Raw genomic sequence first — 15,985 nt, 5'->3', positions numbered from 1 at the left:
ACTATGCCAATCAGCCTCACCCCTGCCCCAACGGAAAGCGCAGGGTGAAGCGGGTGCCGGGATGGCTCGCCTCATAGGTGTAGCGCCCGCGCAACTGGCGGGTGAAGGCGTCGATCAGCAGCAGGCCCAGGCTTTGGCGGCCGGGCTCCGCCGTCGCCGCGTCGGGCATGCCGATGCCGTCGTCAGCGACGATCAGCACGCCCTCCTGCCCTTCCCGCCGCAGGCAGACGGACAGGGTACCGCCGCGACCGTCGGGATAGGCGTGCTTGAAGGCATTGGACAGCACCTCGTTCAGCGCCAGAGTCACGGGCACCGAGGCCGACAGGTCGGTTTCCACCGGCTGAGCATCCAGCACCACGGCGATGCGGCGCGGCTGCCCCTCCAGGACCCGCTGATCCTCGCCCTGGTGGATGTTGTCGATCTCCCGCGTCAGGGCGGCGATCACCCGGTCCAGCTGCACCACATCGACATTGGAGGCGCGGTGCAGCTGCTCATGCAGCAAGCCCATGGCCTGGATGCGGCGCAGCGCGTCGCCCAGCAGCGGCCGCAGGCTGGGGTTCATGCCGCCTTGCAGCTGCAGCAGGCTGGAGATGACCTGCAGGTTGTTCTTCACGCGGTGGTGGGTGTCGCGCAGCAACACCTCGCGCTCCGCCAGGGCCTGGTCCAGATGGCGGGTGCGGTCGGCCACCCGCGCCTCCAGCATGGTGTTGGCCTGGCGCAGCACGCGGTCGGCGCGGGCAAGATCGCCGGAACGGCGGATGGCGATCCCCGCGACCAGCATCAGCGCCAGCGACGCCGGCACGGCCACGGCGGCGTAGACCAGGGCCCGCCTCTGCCAATCGCGGGCGATGCTGTCGGTGGTGATGCCATAGACGACGTACAGCGGCAGGTCAGGCACCTTGCGCCGGGCATAGAGGCGTTCGACGCCGTCGATGGGCGAGGTCAGGGTGAAGGTGCCGGTGGCATCCTCCGCCGTGTGGATCAGCTGGGGGAAAACCCCGTCCTGCAGGCTGCCGTCGGGCGGCGCCGGTTCACGCAGCAACAGGGCGCCGTCCTCACGGATCAGCACCATGGTCTTGGGCTCGCCCGAGAACAGCGAGCGATAGAAGGCGATGAAGTAATCAGGGCGTAGCGAGATCTGGGCCACGCCGTTGAAGTGCCCATCCAGGGTTTCCATGCGCTGGCTGATGGGCAGGAAGGGCGCCCCGGAGAGACGCCCGCGCAGCTGCTGGCCGATATAGATGCCGGCACCCGGCCGCAAATGGACCCGGAAATACTCGCGGTCGCTGACGTCCAGCACCGGCGTCGGCCATTGCATCGTATTGACGCGAACGGTGCCGCTGGGATCCACCACCCATAGGCCCTCAAGCTCCGGCGACGCCTGCCAGATTTCACGCAGGCGGTCGTAGAAGCGGTGATCGGTGGCGATATCCTGCCAGCCGGCATCGTCCACCAGGCGCTCGACGTAGCGCAGGCTGGTGGCATGGATGCTGAAGATCTTGCCCGCATGCTCTTCCAGCACGTGGGTCACGTCCACCACCTGGTCGCGGGCGTCGTCCCAGACGCGACGGTGATGGTCCCAGGCGGCCCAGGCGAAAACCAGCAGGGTCAGCACCAGGCTCATGACCGACAAGGTGGCGACGGGACGGCCAGCCGAGGGGATCAAGGGAACGGCGGTGGCCAGGCCGTCATGGTCGGCGGCAACGGCATCGCCCGACGCCGGCTTCGCATCGCCCTTGAGCATGGATGAAGGGGCGCCTGCCGGTGCGAATGGGTTGGGCGCGGAGGCGGTCATACGGGCGGCCCTGGTCCTTATTGGTCCGGGCGTCCGCATCCTCGGCGGGCCCCGGACTTACCCTCAGATCATCGCCATCCCCAAACGATCACCCCTCAGGGGAGCCCGCAGGGGAATGGCCCGATCCCTTGTACGGACCATCCCCCGCTTTCCTACACCCGTCAGTGACGGAAATGACGCATCCCGGTAAATACCATGGCCAAGCCGCGTTCGTCCGCAGCGTCGATCACTTCCTGATCCCGCATGGAGCCGCCGGGCTGGATGACGGCGGTGACGCCGGCCTCGGCCGCCGCGATCAGGCCATCGGCGAAGGGGAAGAAGGCGTCGGACGCCACCACGCTGCCCTTGGTGCCCGGCTCGGACAGGCCGGCGGCCTCCGCCGCCTCGCGGCTTTTGATGGCGGCGATGCGGCTGCTGTCGACGCGGCTCATCTGCCCGGCGCCGATGCCCACCGTGGCCAGATCCTTGGCATAGACGATGGCGTTCGACTTCACATGCTTGCCCACGCGGAAGGCGAACAGCAGGTCGGCCAGTTCCTTCGGCGTGGGCGCGCGCTTGGTGACGACCTTCAACGCGGAGGGCTGGACGCGGCCGTCGTCCCGGCTCTGCGCCAGGAAGCCGCCGGCCACGGTCTTGATCAGGGTCCCAGCCTGGGCCGGGTTGGGCAGATCACCGGTCAGCAGCACGCGCAGGTTCTTCTTGGACGCCAGCACGGCGCGCGCGGCCTCATCCGCGTCCGGGGCGATCACCACCTCGGCGAACAGCTTCGCGATGGCTTCGGCCGTGGCCGCGTCCAGCGTGCGGTTGGCCGCGATGATGCCGCCGAAGGCCGAGACGGGATCACAGGCCAGAGCCCGGGCGTAGGCCGTGGGCAGATCCTCACCCTCGGCCACGCCGCAGGGATTGGCGTGCTTGATGATGGCGATGGCCGGGCGGTCGAACTCCGCCACCAGCTCGAACGCCGCGTCGGTGTCGTTCAGGTTGTTGTACGACAGCTCCTTGCCCTGCAGCTGGGTGGCGGTGGCGATGCCCGGCCGGCGCTCGCCCGTCACATAGAAGGCGGCGGTCTGGTGCGGGTTCTCGCCATAGCGCAGGGTCTGGCGCAGCGTGCCGGAGACGGTGACGCTTTCCGGCCAGGTCTGGCCCAGGCGGTTGGCGAACCAAGCGCCGATGGCGGCGTCATAGGCGCCGGTGCGGGCATAGGCCTTGGCCGCCAGATGGCGCCGCAGGCCCAGGGTGGTCTGGCCGTCCTGGGCGGCCAGTTCGGCCAGCAGGGGGGCGTAGTCGGACGGGTCGGTCACCACGGCCACGAAGTCGTGGTTCTTGGCCGCCCCCCGGATCAGGCTGGGGCCACCGATGTCGATGTTCTCGATGCAGGTCTCGAAATCGGCGCCCTTGGCCACCGTGGCCTCGAAGGGATAGAGGTTCACCACCACCAGGTCGATGCCGGGGATGTCGTGGGCGTTCATGGCCGCCACATGCCCCTCGTCATCGCGGCGGGCCAGGATGCCGCCATGGATGCGGGGGTGCAGGGTCTTCACCCGGCCGTCCATCATCTCGGGAAAGCCGGTGTGGTCGCCCACCTCGGTCACCGGCACGCCAGCCTCGGCCAGGCGCTGGGCGGAGCCGCCGGTGGACAGGATGTGCACGCCGCGCGCGGCCAGGGCCTGGCCCAGCTCGACCAGGCCGGTCTTGTCGGACACGGAGATGAGGGCGCGGCGCAGGGGAACGAGATCGGGGCTGGTCATGATGGCAATCCGGCTGAATTGACGTGTTGAGAAAAAGCAGAACCCGGCACGGATGCCGGGCTCAAGGGAAACTTCGCAGGGGATGGGTCAGGGGTCGGCGCCTTCGGCCTTCTTCTCACGGCGCAGCGCCCACTTCACGGTGGCGCCGCCGGCCGCGGTCTCGCCGCGCACGGTGACCTGCAGGGTGCCGCGCGGCTCGGGCCCGTCGCCCAGATAGACGCTTTCCTCCAACCCGACCGTGCCGCCCGACAGGCGCAGCCGCCAGCCGGCGCCCGACGGCAGGCGCAGCAGCACGCCGTCACCCCCCTGGGACAGACTGGCGTGCACGCCCGGATGCAGATGGAAGCGCAGGGTGTAGGTCTGGCCGTCAACGCCGCCCTCAAGGCGATCCTCGCCCCGCAGATCCTCACCGGTGTCGGCCAGATAGAGGCGGCGGTGATGGATCATGCCGAACGTGTCGCGGTAGCCGTCGTGCGCCGCCTCGACCAGCACGGCGCCGCCGGTCTCCCGCCGCTTGGCCTCCACCGGGTGCGGACGCCGGCCCAGGCCGCCATCCTCGCGCACGGAGGCGGAGTTGGTGTCGGCCACCACCAGGGTGGAATGGGCGGCGGTGGAAGCCAACGCCCCACGCCAGGCCCCGGTCTCCGACGGATGGCTGCCGCAGTTCACGATCAACCGCTCGCGCCCCACGCTCATCTCGAACGACAGGGTGCCGGCGTGCGCCCGGGCGTCCAGTCCGGCCGGCGGCGGGGCGCCGGCGTCCATCAGCACGCAGGTCCGGCCCGCCGCCAGGCGCTCAAACCCCATATGGGGGGCGGAGCGCAGCGGCCGGCCGCGCGCGTCCGCCTGACTCAGCACCGTGTCGATGAAGGACGGGTCTTCGGCCCAGCCGCCGTTGAACAGGGCCAGGCCGCCGTCACCGTGACGGAAAAAGCGCAAGGTGGGGGTCAGGCGGTCGATGGCGTGCTGCAGGGCGTCGGGCATGTCGGCCCGGGCGGCGCGCAACACGCCCCGGATGTCGATCAGATGGCGCAAGGCCTGCAGCTGCAGCGACGGGCTGCGCTGGACATGGCCGCCATCGGGCATGACCTGGCGGGCCAGCTCGCGGTTCAGCAGCCACAGGGCCCGCTGGGCGGCGCGCTCCCGGCCGGCCAGGCAGAAGCCGCCATAAACCAGCGCCTTGACGCCCAGCAGCAGATCCACGCCGCACAGGCGGCCGGGCACCAGGCGGGCCAGGTGGCGGATCTGGCGGGCCAAGCTGTCGAAAACACGGGCGCGCAGCCCGTCGTCGGCGCTGGCCAGGAAGAAGTCGTGGGCGCCGATCCAGGAAACGATGCGCTGCGCCGTCACCTCCGGCGCCCAGGCCACGGCATGCCAGGAGGAAAAGCCGTCGAGCCAGCTGGTGACCAGCACCCGGGCCTGGCGCCGGGCGGCATCGCCGCCAGCGGCCTTCAGGTGGCGCAGCCAGTCGAACCCGTGCAAGGCCGTCAGCCAGGCGGAACCGGCGGACAGGTCCAGCCAGGGTGGCAGGTCTGCCTGGCGTTCCTCACCGGCGAAGCTGAACCGCCCGGCCAGCAGCGCCTCACCCTGGCGGGGATCTCCCGGCCACGGATCGGCCGGCACCACGCCCAGCGCCTGGGGCGCGCGGCCCTTCAGCAGCACGCCGTACAGCGGCGTGCCGTAGACCAGCGCGCCGGGGCCGGCGCGGAACCGTCTCATGCCGGAAGTGACACGGGCCATGCGCCGTCGGACCCCTTAGACCAGCGGGCCGCGCAGGCGGCGGATGTTGTCGGCGTAGGCCTCCGGCCCGCCCTGGAAGGTGGCGGTGCCGGCCACCAGCACGTCGGCGCCGGCGGCGATCGCCACGGGCGCCAGCTCGGCATTGATGCCGCCGTCGACCTCCAGGTCGATGACCCGACCGGTACCGGCCGTGACCGCGTCGATGCGCTGGCGGATGGCCCGGATCTTGTCCTTCTGGCTGTTGATGAAGGACTGGCCGCCGAAGCCGGGGTTGACCGACATGACCAGGATCATGTCGACGTCATCCATGACATAGTCCAACACGGAAACGGGGGTAGCCGGGTTCAGTGCCACGCCAGCCTTCTTACCCAGGCTGCGGATCAGCTGCAGCGTGCGGTGCAGGTGGGGCCCGGCCTCCGGATGCACGGTGATGATGTCGGCGCCAGCCTTGGCGAAACCCGCGACGAAGGCGTCCACGGGGCTGATCATCAGATGCACGTCGAACACCTTGGCCGAATGGGGGCGCAGGGCCTGCACCACCATGGGGCCGATGGTCAGGTTGGGCACGAAATGCCCATCCATGACGTCGATGTGGATGTAGTCCGCGCCGGCAGCGTCCACCGCCCGCACCTCCGCGCCCAGATTGGCGAAGTCGGCCGACAGGATGGAGGGGGCGATGCGTACCGGCTGCTGCATGATGACTTCGGTTCCTATCAACTCAACACGGGTTTGCCAAGCTGTCCGGCCGCCTTACAGAATTAGGCGGTCCGGCGCAGGCGGGTCATGAAAAATCCGTCCAGGCCGCCCAGATCCGCCCAGTGGCCGGGCGACGTGCGCACGTCGCCGGCGTCCGTCACCAGGGGCGCCAGCGCGGTGGCGTCGGCATCCGGACCATAGGCGAGGTCAACCGGAATGACCGGCTCCACCATCACATCCTGGCGGCGCGACAGCAGCTTGGACAGTTGCTCATCGCCTTCCTCCGGCTGGAGGGAGCAGGTGCAGTAGACGACCATGCCGCCGGGCTTCACCATGTCGATGGCGCGGTCCAGCAGGCGGCGCTGCACCGTTGACAGACGGCCCACATCCTCCGGCGTCTTCAGGCGGGCCACGTCGGGGTGGCGGCGGATGGTGCCGGTGGCGCTGCACGGCGCGTCCAGCAGGACGGCGTCGGCCAGTTCGTCGGGCTGCCACCGGGCGGCGTCGGCCACCACCGTGGTGGCGCTGAGACCCAGCCGTTCCATGTTGCGCGACAGCCGCTCCAGCCGGGGGGCGGACCGGTCGACGGCCGTCACCCTGGCACCGGCGGCGGCCAATTGGGCGGTCTTGCCGCCGGGGGCGGCGCAGAGATCGATGACATTCAAGCCGGCGACATCGCCCAGCAGGCGGGCGGGCAACGCGGCGGCGGCGTCCTGCACCCACCAGGCGCCCTCACCGAAGCCCGGCAGCTCCGTCACCGATCCGCCGGCGGCGCGGCGCAGGGTGCCGGTGGGCAGCAGGGTGGCCTCAAGCCGTTCCGCCCAGGCGCGCGGGTCGCCCTTCACCGTGATGTCCAGCGGCGCCTCGACCAGATGGGCGTCGACGATGGCGCGGGTATGGCCGGTGCCGTAGTGCTGGCGCCAGGACAGCCACAGCCAGTCCGGCGTGTTCAGCCGGCCGGCGTCCTGCGCCGCCACCAGCTCGGCCCCCTCGCGCGCCATGCGCCGCAGCACGGCGTTGATCAGGCCCTTCATGCCGGCCAGGCCCTTGCCCACCGCCAATTCCACGCCCGTGTCCACGGCGGCGTGGGCGGGGGTGCCCAGGAACAGCAGCTGGGCGGCGGAGACGCGCAAGATGTCCAGCACCCCGCCCTTGGGCAGGTCCGGCCGGGCCAGCATGGACATGACCACGGCGTCGATTTGGCCCAGACGGCGGATGACAGTGGCGGTCAGCAGGCGGACGAAGGCGCGGTCGCGCGGCTCCAGCCCGGCCAGGCCCCGGTGCTGATCCAACGCGTCATCCAGCGGCACGCTCCGGCGCAGCACGCTTTCCAGGAGATCCAGGACCACCCGGCGGGCGGCCAATGTTTCGGTGTTCATGGGGCCGGGGTGTACCCCGGAAAAGCACGGCTGTCACCGGCCCCTTTCGGCCACCCGCCCCCCGTTTCCGGCATGGATTCGGATCGTGAATGCGGACCTGTTGCAAAAGCCCTTGGCGGCGGGCGGCGGCGGGGCCAAAATGTCCCCCATGAGCAAGCTGCCCCCCCTGCCCCAGCCCCCCTTGCCCGATCCCAAGGCCCCGGTGTTCAAGACGCATGTGGCGCCCACGGCCGCCGCGCCCGAGACGCAGCCCGAGCGCGCCAAGGCGGAGGTATCGAAAGCCGTCCCCGTGCGGGAGATCGGCGGCCCCGCCGGCCCCGAACCCACCCGCTATGGCGACTGGGAACGCAAGGGCCGCTGCAGCGATTTTTGAGGATGCGGTGCGGCGGGGCCAAGGCTCGCGCATAGGCTTAACGCGAGCGGTACCCAAGCCCCTGGGCGCGGTCAGCATTACCCTCTGGTACCCTCACGGGTCTCCTCTGCCCCCCGCCGCGTTGAAAGCATAGTGCATGCTCAACGCTACCGCTACTCCGGCCCCACCGGCGAAGCGGCGGCAACGGCGAGCCCGCGACCGCAGGCACCGAAAATTTCCGGGGCGCGACGCGCGCGGATAGCGGCGCCCGGCGCCTGAGGCTACGGACCTACGCCCACACCAGCGCCAGCAAGGCCAGGAAGACGGCCAGCAGGGCGGCGGCGCTGGTGAGGGCGACGACAGCGCGCAGGTCGGCCGCGTCCACCCGGGCACGGCCCGTGCCCAGCCAGTCCTCATGGACCACCATCTCACCCTCCTTGCGGGGGCCGGCCAGCGCCAGGTTCAGCGCGCTGGCCACGGCGGCCACCGGCAGGGCGGCGGTGCCCTGGATGTGCCGGGTGCGCACGGCGGCCAGGGCCGTGCCCGGCCGGCTGCCGGGCACGAACAGGCAGCCCGCCGCCAGGAACAGCACGGTCAGGCGGGCCGGCACCCAATCCATCACCAGCAACGCCCGGCGGGCCGGTCGTCCGAAGGCGGCATAGCGGGGCGAGGTGTGGCCCACCGTCCCCGCCACCGTCTCCACCGCCACCCAGATCATCAAGCCGGGCAGATCCAGCAGCACGAACCAGAACAACGGCGCCACCAGCCCCCGGCTGGCCCGGCCCACCAGCGCCTCCATACCCGCGCGCAGCACGGCGTGGCGGTCCATGGACCAGACGGGCTTGTGCGTCAGGGGGGCCACCGCCTGGCGCAGCACGTCCTCATCCGCCGCGGGCGCCGCCGCCAGCAGCCCACGCATGAGGACCAGCAGGCGGCCGAAGACCAGCGTCCGCGTCACCAGCAGCAGCGACAGCAGCCAGGCCACGCGCAGATGCACGGCGGCGATGGTCAGCACCAGGGCCACCAGTCCCATGCCACCGCACAACACCAGGACCAGCAAGGCGCCGCGCGCCAGCCGCACGCTGTCCAGCCGTTCGATCCGGTTCAGCCGCTTGTCCGCCCAGCGCACGGCGGCGGCGATTTCGCCCTGCGGCGTCATCAGCCAGCGGTCCACCGCCGGAAAGCCGGCGATGAAGGCGTTCAGGATCAGCGCGAGAGCCAGCAGCAGCAGCGATTCCGCCCGTGGCGGCGCGAACGGCAGGGGGATCATGACGCCCCCGGCGACCGTTTCCCAGGCAGCAGCCCGCCCAGCGTGCCCCCCAATGTGCCCCCCAATGGGAAGGACGGCAGGCGCGCGGACAGACGCGCCAGGCCGCCGCCCGTGCCGTCGCCCGCTGGCGGCTCCGGCGGCGGCAGGAAGCCCATCGTCTCCGCGTCCGCGCCCTTGGCCGTTCCCCCGGGGGCCGTTCCCCCGGGCACCCGCCAGACCAGGGTATCGAAACCACCGCAATGGCTGCACAACGCGCCCCAGGCGGCATTCACCCCGCCGCAGGTGCCGCACACCCAGGCGGGATCCGGCGGGGCCTTCGCGGCGCTGGCCAGATGGCCGCGTTCCTCGGCCCCGGGACCATGCTCGGCCAACGCCACCGCCGCCAACAGCCGGTAGACGCGCGCGCTGGGGCGCGCGGTCAGGGCGCGGGTCAGATGGCCCCGCGCCAGGCCCCACAGGCGCGCCTCCGTCGCCGCGTTGGCCAGGGCGACGTGGGCTTCAGGCACGCTGGGGTCCAGGGCCACCAGCGCCTCCAGCCGTTTGACCCGGGCCAGCGGGTCGGCCGCGTCCCCCGCCTTCTCCCCCGCCCGGCCCCAGGCGACGGCCAGGGTGGGGTGGGGCGTGAGCCGCCACGCCTGTTCCAGGGCGCGGGTTGCCGCCCGGGCGGACCCGGTGCCAGCCAGCAGGCGGGCCGCCTGCACGGCCGCCGGAACGGAACCGGGTTCCAAATCATGGGCCTTGCGCGCCAGGGACAGGGCCTGGTCCAGGGCGCCGCCGGCCTCCGCCGCGCGGCTACGCTCCACCAGCACCGCCGCGCGGTGGCGGCGCAGGGTGTCGGCCGGCAGCGCCTTGACGGACGTCAGGGCGTCCAGCGTGGCCGATGCCGCCGTCCAGTCCCCCGCCCGCGCCTGGAGGTCGAGCTGGGTCACCAGGGGCCAGCGCGCCTTGGGCCGCAGGGCACCGGCCTCCCGCACCAAGGCCAGCGCACCCTGGGTGTCGCCAGCGGCGAGCGCCTGCAGCGCCAGGCCGCGCAGGCCGACGAAGGCCATGTCCGGCCGCTTGAGCATGGCCCCCCGCTCCCGCATCGCGGTGAAGTGGGTGGCGGCCAGCGCCTCATCCCCCGCCAGCTGGGCCGCCTGGGCGGAGAGCAGCAGGGTCAGCGCCGGTTCATTCAGCAGGCCCTCGGCCTTGGTGGCCAGACGGGTGGCGGCGGGGCCGTCCCCGGCCGCCACCGCCAGCAGCCCCTGGCTGAGGGCCTGGTAGCCACGGGTGCGCCGGCTGGTGCGGCGCCCCGCCCCCAGACGGCGGGGACTGCGCCACACCAGCAGAACCAGGCGCACCAGCGCATAGGCGACGACGCCCAGGGCCAACAAGGCCAGGGCGACCACGCCCACCTCGGTCTGGATGATGTAGCCCTGCCAGTCCAGGCGGATAGTGCCCGGCCGTTGCGCCACCCAGACGGCGAGCGCGATGACCAGGCCCAGGCGCAGCAGGAACCATAGCGTCCGCCTCATGGATGCCCCCCATCCACCGGCATGGGCGAGGGCGGCAGGGTGGCGGCGCCGTCAGGTTGGCCCCCTTCCGGCTTGCCCTCCACCGGGTTCCCGCCGATGTCGGGCGGGGACACGCTCTCGACCGGCTTGTCCGGAGCGATGGGGGCCACGGGTTTGTCCTTGGGCGGGGGCAGTCCCGCCTGCACGTCGCTGACTGCCCGGCGCGACAGGCGGGTCATGGCATCGTCAGCGCCCAGGCGCGCCTGGGCGTCGCGCAGCCAGGCCTGGACCTCGGGCGTCGCCGCCGGTGGGCCGGACAGGGCCGACATCTCCGCCACCGCCGTGCCAACATCACCCCGGTCCAGCGCGGCGCCGGCCCGCGACACCACGGCGTCGGGGGCATTTCCTTCCATGCGGCCATCCTTGCGCCGGATGGTGACCAGGGCCTTGATCCTGCCCCACAGGCGCTCCAGCCAGTCGGCACCCTCCGGCACCCGGGCCGCCTGCTGGGCGGCGGTGGCGGCGCGATCGAACCCTTCGCGCAACGCCACGGGCCCGATCAGGCCTGTGGCCTGGCTTTGCGCCAGCCGGTCCAAGGCTTGGCCGAGCGCACCATCCTCCGGCGCCAGGCCACGCACGGCCGACAGCTCCACCCCATAGGGCTGGCCCGACAGCAAGGCCGCCTGCAACTGGTTGGTCGCCACCAGCAGGGCCTGGCCGCGCCCAGCCGACGCGGTCTGCGCCGCCAGCCGGCCGGTCAGCTCCTCCCGCTGCTGCGCCGACTGCGCCAACGCCTGTTCCAGCGCCCGCTGGCGTTCGGTCAGGCGGTTGAACTGGTCGGTCATCTGCTCCAGCCGGGTGGCCAGGGCGGGGTCGGGCGCCGCCAGCGCGCCGTCCGCCGTGGGGGCGGCCGTGGGGGCGGGCAGTGCCGCCAGCTTGGCCTTCAGGTCGGCCACTTCCTGCTCCAGCGCCTGCTGGTGCTGGGCGGCCATGGTCAGGCGGCGGGCCATTTCCGCCAGCGTCGCCTGCGTCCCCACCTGCTCCACCGACTGAACGGACGGCCCCAGTGCGGGGTTGGCGGGCGCCAGACCAGCCCGGGTCAGCACGGGATCCAGGGCGCCGCCACGCCATAGGCTGTAGCCGCCGGCCGCCACCGCCACCAGGGACACCAGCAGGGCCAGGGCCGACACGGCCCCACCCCGGGCCGGCCGCGGGGTAGGCCGCGGGGGCTCGCGACGGACGGGATCAGGACCCGCCGCGCTTGTCCTGGCCGCGTCCGGGCGCGGAATCTCCAGCCGTGGCGCACCCATCGGTTCCATCTTGGGCAACTCCATCCGGGGCGGGGCCGCCTCTCGCGGTTCGGTCTTGGCTGATGCCGTTTGGGCCGGTTCCGTTTTGGCGGCGTCCGCGCCCAGGAAGGGGCGATCGGCGGTGGGCCGCGGCTCAGAGGGCGGTGCCAGGTCGGGGCCGGGCAGCGCGATGACGGCCGTGGGGACCGGCGCGGGCGCCGAGGGCTCAGGCGCGCCCATCACCGCGTCCAGTTCCGCCGACGCCAGGGGGATGCCCAGGCGGGCGGCGGCGGCCTCCAGATCGACGCGGCGGTTGGGCGGGATGTGTCCGCGCTTCTTCCAGCCCTGGACCGTGGTCACGGGAATGCCCAGCTTGGCCGCCATGGGCCGGATGCCGCCGAAGCGTTCGACGATGGCGTCCACCAGGGGGTTGGCGCCCACACCCACGGCGGGGGACGTCGCGTCCGATGCTTCACCGCTCATACGGCGATCCTTCCCTATCGATCTCAATATGCCGCCCCGTCAGGCGCCAGGCTCAAGTCCCAGCAGGTCCAGGAGGGCCGCCTGGTTGGGGCGGGCGGCCACGGCCACGTGGCGGAACATCGGCTGGGGCGGCGAACGGGCCTCCTGTTCCAAGGCACCCGCCACCGCCGGGCTGAGGCACAGGGCTGAAACGGCGGCCAGATCGGCGCCGCCCTGTACCGCAAGGTTAACAAACGTACGCGCGGATCGGGGAGAAAAAAGCAGCACATGGCTGATGCCCCCCGCCGCCAGGGCGTCGCGCACCCCCGGCAGCAGGGCACCAGCCGCCACCGTGCGGTAAAGCGCCAGGCGCCGGGCGGCGAAGCCCTGGGCCACCAGCGCGGCGGCCGGGTCGCCCGCCACCTCTTCCCCGGCGGCGTGCAGCAGCAGGCCATCCTCGGGCCCGACCTCGGCCGCCACCAGGCGCACCAGGTCGGCGGCGTCGCCGGCGGCGGAACGCACCGCGCCAAAGCCGGCAGCGGCGGCGGCGGCGGCCGTGCGATCGCCCACCGCGTACGTGGGACGCGTACGGTCGGCGCCCAGCCGCGCCAGGGCCCGTACACCATTGACGCTGGTGACGAGGTAGGCCCGCACCGTCGCCGGCGGCGGCAGGGCCTCGTCCAGGTACTCGACCGTCATCAGCGGATCGATCAGGACATCATGGCCCAACGCCGCCACGGCCGCCGCCGTGCGGTCGGCCTCCGGCTGGGGGCGGGTGACGAGGACGGTGGCCATGGGTGCCGCCCGCCTCCCGCCTCAAGCGACGGTGAAGATGCCGGCGGGCAGGCGGCTCTTCAGTTCCTGTCCCGCGTCCAGCCCGGCGGTCAGCGCCTCCGCCGCCGGGAAGCGGCGGCGGGTGGTGACGATGGTGCGGCCGTCAGGGCTGAGGGCCATGGCCTCCAGCTCCATCCCGCCGTCCGGCAGCACGCGGGCGAGCGCTGCGATAGGGGTGCGGCAGGACCCGTCCAGCGCCGTCAACACGCCGCGCTCCGCCGTCACCCGCAGGGCCGTCTCGGCGCAATTCAGCGGCGCCAGCAAGGCGTTGGTCACGGCGTCATCCAACCGTGTTTCGATGCCGATGGCGCCCTGGGCCACCGCCGGCAGCATCACCTCGGGCTCCAGCACCGCCGTCACCCGGTCGGCCAAGGCCAGGCGGCGCAGGCCGGCCAGGGCCAGAAGGGTCGCGTCGACCTCCCCTTCCGCCAATTTGCGCATCCGGGTCTGGACATTGCCCCGCAGCGGCACGACCTTCAGATCCGGGCGGCGGGCCAGAATCTGCGCCTGCCGACGCAGGCTGGCGGTACCGACCACGGCATCAGCCGGCAGATCCATCAGATCGGCGCCGCTGCGGCTGAACCAGGCGTCGCGCGGATCCTCCCGCGGCAGCAGGCAGGTGATGCCCAGGCCGTCAGGCAGCGCGGTGGGCACGTCCTTCATGGAATGGACGGCCAGGTCGATCTCCCCCGCGATCAGCGCGTCCTCGATCTCCTTGGTGAACAGGCCCTTGCCGCCGGCCTCCGCCAGGGTACGGTCCAGGATGCGGTCGCCCGTCGTCTTGATGACGACGATCTCGATGGCCCCGGGTTCGGCCAGATGGGGATGGGCCGCCCCCAGCCGGTCGCGCGTCTCGTGCGCCTGGGCCAGGGCCAAGGGGCTGCCCCTGGTGCCAATACGCAGGGGAGCACGGGGGGTATGGAGGGGCGTCGCTGTCGTCATGACTGCCTGTCTATCGCCCTTTGCGGTTGCGGGAAAGTCCCGGGTCGGTGACAACGACGCAAATCATGCCGATTTGATATGGATTAGGCCCCGGCCGGCCGCACCCGCCGCCAGGCGCCGGGCCAGAGGTTCCGAGTGATGATCGTCCTGGGTATCGAGACCAGCTGTGATGAGACCGCCTGCGCCATCGTCGATGACGCGCGGACCATCCGCGCCAACGTCGTGCTGTCGCAACTGGACGAACACCGCCCCTATGGCGGCGTCGTGCCGGAGGTGGCGGCCCGCGCCCACCTGCATTACCTGGACGGCCTGATCCGCCAGGCGCTGGACGATGCGCAACTGGATTTGGGCCAGGTCGACGCCATCGCCGCCACCGGCGGGCCCGGCCTGATCGGCGGCGTCATCGTCGGCGTGATGACCGCCAAGGCCATGGCGGCGGCCCGTGGGCTGCCCTTCATCGCCGTGAACCATCTGGAAGGCCACGCCCTGACGGCGCGCCTGACCGACGACGTGCCCTTCCCCTACCTGCTGCTGCTGGTGTCGGGCGGGCATTGCCAGTTGCTGGAGGTGGAGGGTGTGGGGAGGTACCGCCGCCTGGGCACCACCATCGACGACGCGGTGGGGGAGGCCTTCGACAAGACCGCCAAGCTGCTGGGCCTGGGCTATCCCGGCGGCCCCTTGCTGGAAAGGGCGGCCGAGCGCGCCACCAACCCCGGGCGGTTCGACCTGCCGGCGCCGATGAAGGGGCGGCCGGACTGCGACTTCTCCTTCTCCGGCCTCAAGACCGCCGTGCGTCGGCATGTGGAACAGTTGGGCACGCCCAGCGATGCCGACGTGGCCGATCTCGCCGCCGCCTTCCACCATGCGGTGGCCCAGTCGCTGCTGGACCGCTGCGACCGCGCCATCAAGGCGTTCAAGGGCCGGCATCCGGCCGATAAACACGGTGGGGGCAAGCACCTGGTGGTGGCAGGTGGCGTGGCCGCCAACAAATATTTGCGCGCGCAGTTGGCCACGTTGGCGGCCAAGCGCGGCCTGACCTTCACCGCCCCGCCCCTGGCGCTCTGCACCGACAACGCCGCCATGATCGCCTGGGCCGGACTGGAGCGTTTCCGCCTGGGCCAGACCGACAGCCTGGACTTCGCCCCCCGCCCCCGCTGGCCCCTGGACCCCAACGCCAAGCCGATGAAGTTCGCGGGGGTTAAGGCTTAACGGCGGGCGTCAACCCGCATGGCCGCTGGGCCGGATCAGGCATTCCGCCGGGATCCCCCATTCCCGATTCAGTTTCCAGGCCATTTCCATGGTCAGAGACCGTTTGCGGGAGAGGATTTCCGATGCCCGCGATCGCGACCCTAAAAGAACGGACAGGTCGCGCTGGCTGTAGCCCCGTGTCTCCATCTGGAACCTGATGGCATCGACCGGATCGGGAGCCTCGATAGGCCAATGTTTCGCCTCATAATCGGCGATGACCAAGGCGAGCAAATCAAAATCGTCAGCCTCCGCCGTACCCGGGGCCGGTTCATTTTCAAAAAAGCGCTCAATCTCGGCCAGCGCCTTTTCATAGTCCGCTTCGGAACGCAGGGGGCGGATTTTCATCATACGGTCTCCGCATCAATCTTGTCGTATTCGGCGTGGGTTCCGATGAACTTCACCAGAACGCGCCTGAACGTGTAGGACACATGGACGATCAGGCGGAATTTGTTGCCACCGAGATCAAAGATCACTCGATTATCACCCACGAAGTCCACGATCGAACCGAACTGCGCCTTGATGTCGGCGGGGCCGGCCCACTCGGCCTTGGTAGCCATGGCATACCATCCCCGGACAGGAGCCTCCGCCCGGGGATGCCTTTCCCAAAACTGGCGAAGCGTGCGCAGGGCTATGACTTGCATGATCCAACCATAGCCCGTTCCCGCGGCGGGAACAACATGTGTGTTCCCGTAACGGGAACAATTCCGTGCCTTCGATATCCCGCCTTTAGGCTGATG

At 71.4% G+C, this 15,985-nt stretch carries 14 protein-coding genes; 2 read left to right on the top strand and 12 right to left on the bottom strand.

Annotation, left to right across the window (positions count from 1 at the left end; translation table 11 throughout):
• Positions 1-16: 16 nt before the first annotated feature.
• The 5 genes from FHS74_RS22985 to FHS74_RS22965 form a co-directional block, all read right to left on the bottom strand.
• Positions 17-1,744, bottom strand: a complete 1,728-nt coding sequence (locus FHS74_RS22985; protein WP_184805864.1) for a sensor histidine kinase — start codon at positions 1,742-1,744, stop codon at positions 17-19.
• A gap of 212 nt (positions 1,745-1,956) precedes the next feature.
• Positions 1,957-3,543: a bifunctional phosphoribosylaminoimidazolecarboxamide formyltransferase/IMP cyclohydrolase gene (gene purH, locus FHS74_RS22980; protein ID WP_184805861.1), complete on the bottom strand. Its 1,587-nt coding sequence runs from the start codon at positions 3,541-3,543 to the stop codon at positions 1,957-1,959.
• 87 nt (positions 3,544-3,630) lie between these two features.
• On the bottom strand, positions 3,631-5,283 hold the full coding sequence (locus FHS74_RS22975) for a heparinase II/III family protein (protein WP_246463315.1): 1,653 nt from the start codon (positions 5,281-5,283) through the stop codon (positions 3,631-3,633).
• A gap of 15 nt (positions 5,284-5,298) precedes the next feature.
• Positions 5,299-5,979, bottom strand: a complete 681-nt coding sequence (gene rpe, locus FHS74_RS22970) for a ribulose-phosphate 3-epimerase (protein ID WP_184805858.1) — start codon at positions 5,977-5,979, stop codon at positions 5,299-5,301.
• Between the two features lie 62 nt (positions 5,980-6,041).
• Positions 6,042-7,358, bottom strand: a complete 1,317-nt coding sequence (locus FHS74_RS22965) for an RsmB/NOP family class I SAM-dependent RNA methyltransferase (protein WP_184805855.1) — start codon at positions 7,356-7,358, stop codon at positions 6,042-6,044.
• 148 nt (positions 7,359-7,506) lie between these two features.
• Between FHS74_RS22965 and FHS74_RS22960 the strand changes: the two genes are divergently transcribed.
• Positions 7,507-7,731: a DUF1674 domain-containing protein gene (locus tag FHS74_RS22960; protein ID WP_425491367.1), complete on the top strand. Its 225-nt coding sequence runs from the start codon at positions 7,507-7,509 to the stop codon at positions 7,729-7,731.
• A 268-nt stretch (positions 7,732-7,999) separates the two neighbouring features.
• Here the strand turns inward: FHS74_RS22960 and FHS74_RS22955 are convergent, their stop codons facing one another.
• The 5 genes from FHS74_RS22955 to hemC are packed head-to-tail and all read right to left on the bottom strand — an operon-like array spanning position 8,000 to position 14,000.
• Entirely contained in the window at positions 8,000-8,980 is a 981-nt protein-coding gene (locus FHS74_RS22955; protein WP_184805852.1) for a cobalamin biosynthesis protein CobD/CbiB, read from the bottom strand.
• Positions 8,977-10,494, bottom strand: a complete 1,518-nt coding sequence (locus FHS74_RS31015; RefSeq protein WP_184805849.1) for a heme biosynthesis protein HemY — start codon at positions 10,492-10,494, stop codon at positions 8,977-8,979. The genes FHS74_RS22955 and FHS74_RS31015 overlap by 4 nt, the downstream gene beginning before the upstream one ends.
• Positions 10,491-12,245 carry a COG4223 family protein gene (locus FHS74_RS22945; RefSeq protein WP_184805846.1) on the bottom strand — a complete coding sequence of 585 codons (1,755 nt, stop codon included), beginning with the start codon at positions 12,243-12,245 and terminating at the stop codon, positions 10,491-10,493. The genes FHS74_RS31015 and FHS74_RS22945 overlap by 4 nt, the downstream gene beginning before the upstream one ends.
• A 39-nt stretch (positions 12,246-12,284) precedes the next feature.
• On the bottom strand, positions 12,285-13,019 hold the full coding sequence (locus tag FHS74_RS22940) for a uroporphyrinogen-III synthase (RefSeq protein ID WP_184805843.1): 735 nt from the start codon (positions 13,017-13,019) through the stop codon (positions 12,285-12,287).
• A 21-nt stretch (positions 13,020-13,040) separates the two neighbouring features.
• Positions 13,041-14,000 carry a hydroxymethylbilane synthase gene (hemC, locus tag FHS74_RS22935; RefSeq protein WP_184805840.1) on the bottom strand — a complete coding sequence of 320 codons (960 nt, stop codon included), beginning with the start codon at positions 13,998-14,000 and terminating at the stop codon, positions 13,041-13,043.
• A gap of 138 nt (positions 14,001-14,138) precedes the next feature.
• Between hemC and tsaD the strand changes: the two genes are divergently transcribed.
• On the top strand, positions 14,139-15,209 hold the full coding sequence (tsaD, locus tag FHS74_RS22930) for a tRNA (adenosine(37)-N6)-threonylcarbamoyltransferase complex transferase subunit TsaD (protein WP_184805837.1): 1,071 nt from the start codon (positions 14,139-14,141) through the stop codon (positions 15,207-15,209).
• 9 nt (positions 15,210-15,218) lie between these two features.
• Here the strand turns inward: tsaD and FHS74_RS22925 are convergent, their stop codons facing one another.
• Positions 15,219-15,596 carry a helix-turn-helix domain-containing protein gene (locus FHS74_RS22925; RefSeq protein WP_184805834.1) on the bottom strand — a complete coding sequence of 126 codons (378 nt, stop codon included), beginning with the start codon at positions 15,594-15,596 and terminating at the stop codon, positions 15,219-15,221.
• Entirely contained in the window at positions 15,593-15,889 is a 297-nt protein-coding gene (locus tag FHS74_RS22920; RefSeq protein WP_184805831.1) for a type II toxin-antitoxin system HigB family toxin, read from the bottom strand. Before FHS74_RS22920 ends, FHS74_RS22925 begins: the two co-directional genes overlap by 4 nt.
• Between the last annotated feature and the right edge of the window lie 96 nt (positions 15,890-15,985).

Source organism: Nitrospirillum iridis, assembly GCF_014205765.1.
In the GTDB taxonomy this organism is placed as follows: Bacteria; Pseudomonadota; Alphaproteobacteria; order Azospirillales; family Azospirillaceae; genus Nitrospirillum; species Nitrospirillum iridis.
The sequence above is the reverse complement of the archived record's forward strand: the minus strand, read 5'-3'. Positions and strand labels throughout refer to the sequence as shown.

Bases quoted from the DNA above. Each gene is read 5' to 3' on its own strand.
- FHS74_RS22955 (WP_184805852.1), bottom strand. From the start codon at position 8,980: ATGATCCCCCTGCCGTTCGCGCCGCCACGGGCGGAATCGCTGCTGCTG.
- hemC (WP_184805840.1), bottom strand. From the start codon at position 14,000: ATGACGACAGCGACGCCCCTCCATACCCCCCGTGCTCCCCTGCGTATT.
- FHS74_RS22945 (WP_184805846.1), bottom strand. From the start codon at position 12,245: ATGAGCGGTGAAGCATCGGACGCGACGTCCCCCGCCGTGGGTGTGGGC.
- tsaD (WP_184805837.1), top strand. From the start codon at position 14,139: ATGATCGTCCTGGGTATCGAGACCAGCTGTGATGAGACCGCCTGCGCC.
- FHS74_RS22965 (WP_184805855.1), bottom strand. From the start codon at position 7,358: ATGAACACCGAAACATTGGCCGCCCGCCGGGTGGTCCTGGATCTCCTG.
- FHS74_RS22940 (WP_184805843.1), bottom strand. From the start codon at position 13,019: ATGGCCACCGTCCTCGTCACCCGCCCCCAGCCGGAGGCCGACCGCACG.
- FHS74_RS22975 (WP_246463315.1), bottom strand. From the start codon at position 5,283: ATGGCCCGTGTCACTTCCGGCATGAGACGGTTCCGCGCCGGCCCCGGC.
- FHS74_RS22925 (WP_184805834.1), bottom strand. From the start codon at position 15,596: ATGATGAAAATCCGCCCCCTGCGTTCCGAAGCGGACTATGAAAAGGCG.
- rpe (WP_184805858.1), bottom strand. From the start codon at position 5,979: ATGCAGCAGCCGGTACGCATCGCCCCCTCCATCCTGTCGGCCGACTTC.
- FHS74_RS22920 (WP_184805831.1), bottom strand. From the start codon at position 15,889: ATGCAAGTCATAGCCCTGCGCACGCTTCGCCAGTTTTGGGAAAGGCAT.
- purH (WP_184805861.1), bottom strand. From the start codon at position 3,543: ATGACCAGCCCCGATCTCGTTCCCCTGCGCCGCGCCCTCATCTCCGTG.
- FHS74_RS31015 (WP_184805849.1), bottom strand. From the start codon at position 10,494: ATGAGGCGGACGCTATGGTTCCTGCTGCGCCTGGGCCTGGTCATCGCG.
- FHS74_RS22985 (WP_184805864.1), bottom strand. From the start codon at position 1,744: ATGCTCAAGGGCGATGCGAAGCCGGCGTCGGGCGATGCCGTTGCCGCC.
- FHS74_RS22960 (WP_425491367.1), top strand. From the start codon at position 7,507: ATGAGCAAGCTGCCCCCCCTGCCCCAGCCCCCCTTGCCCGATCCCAAG.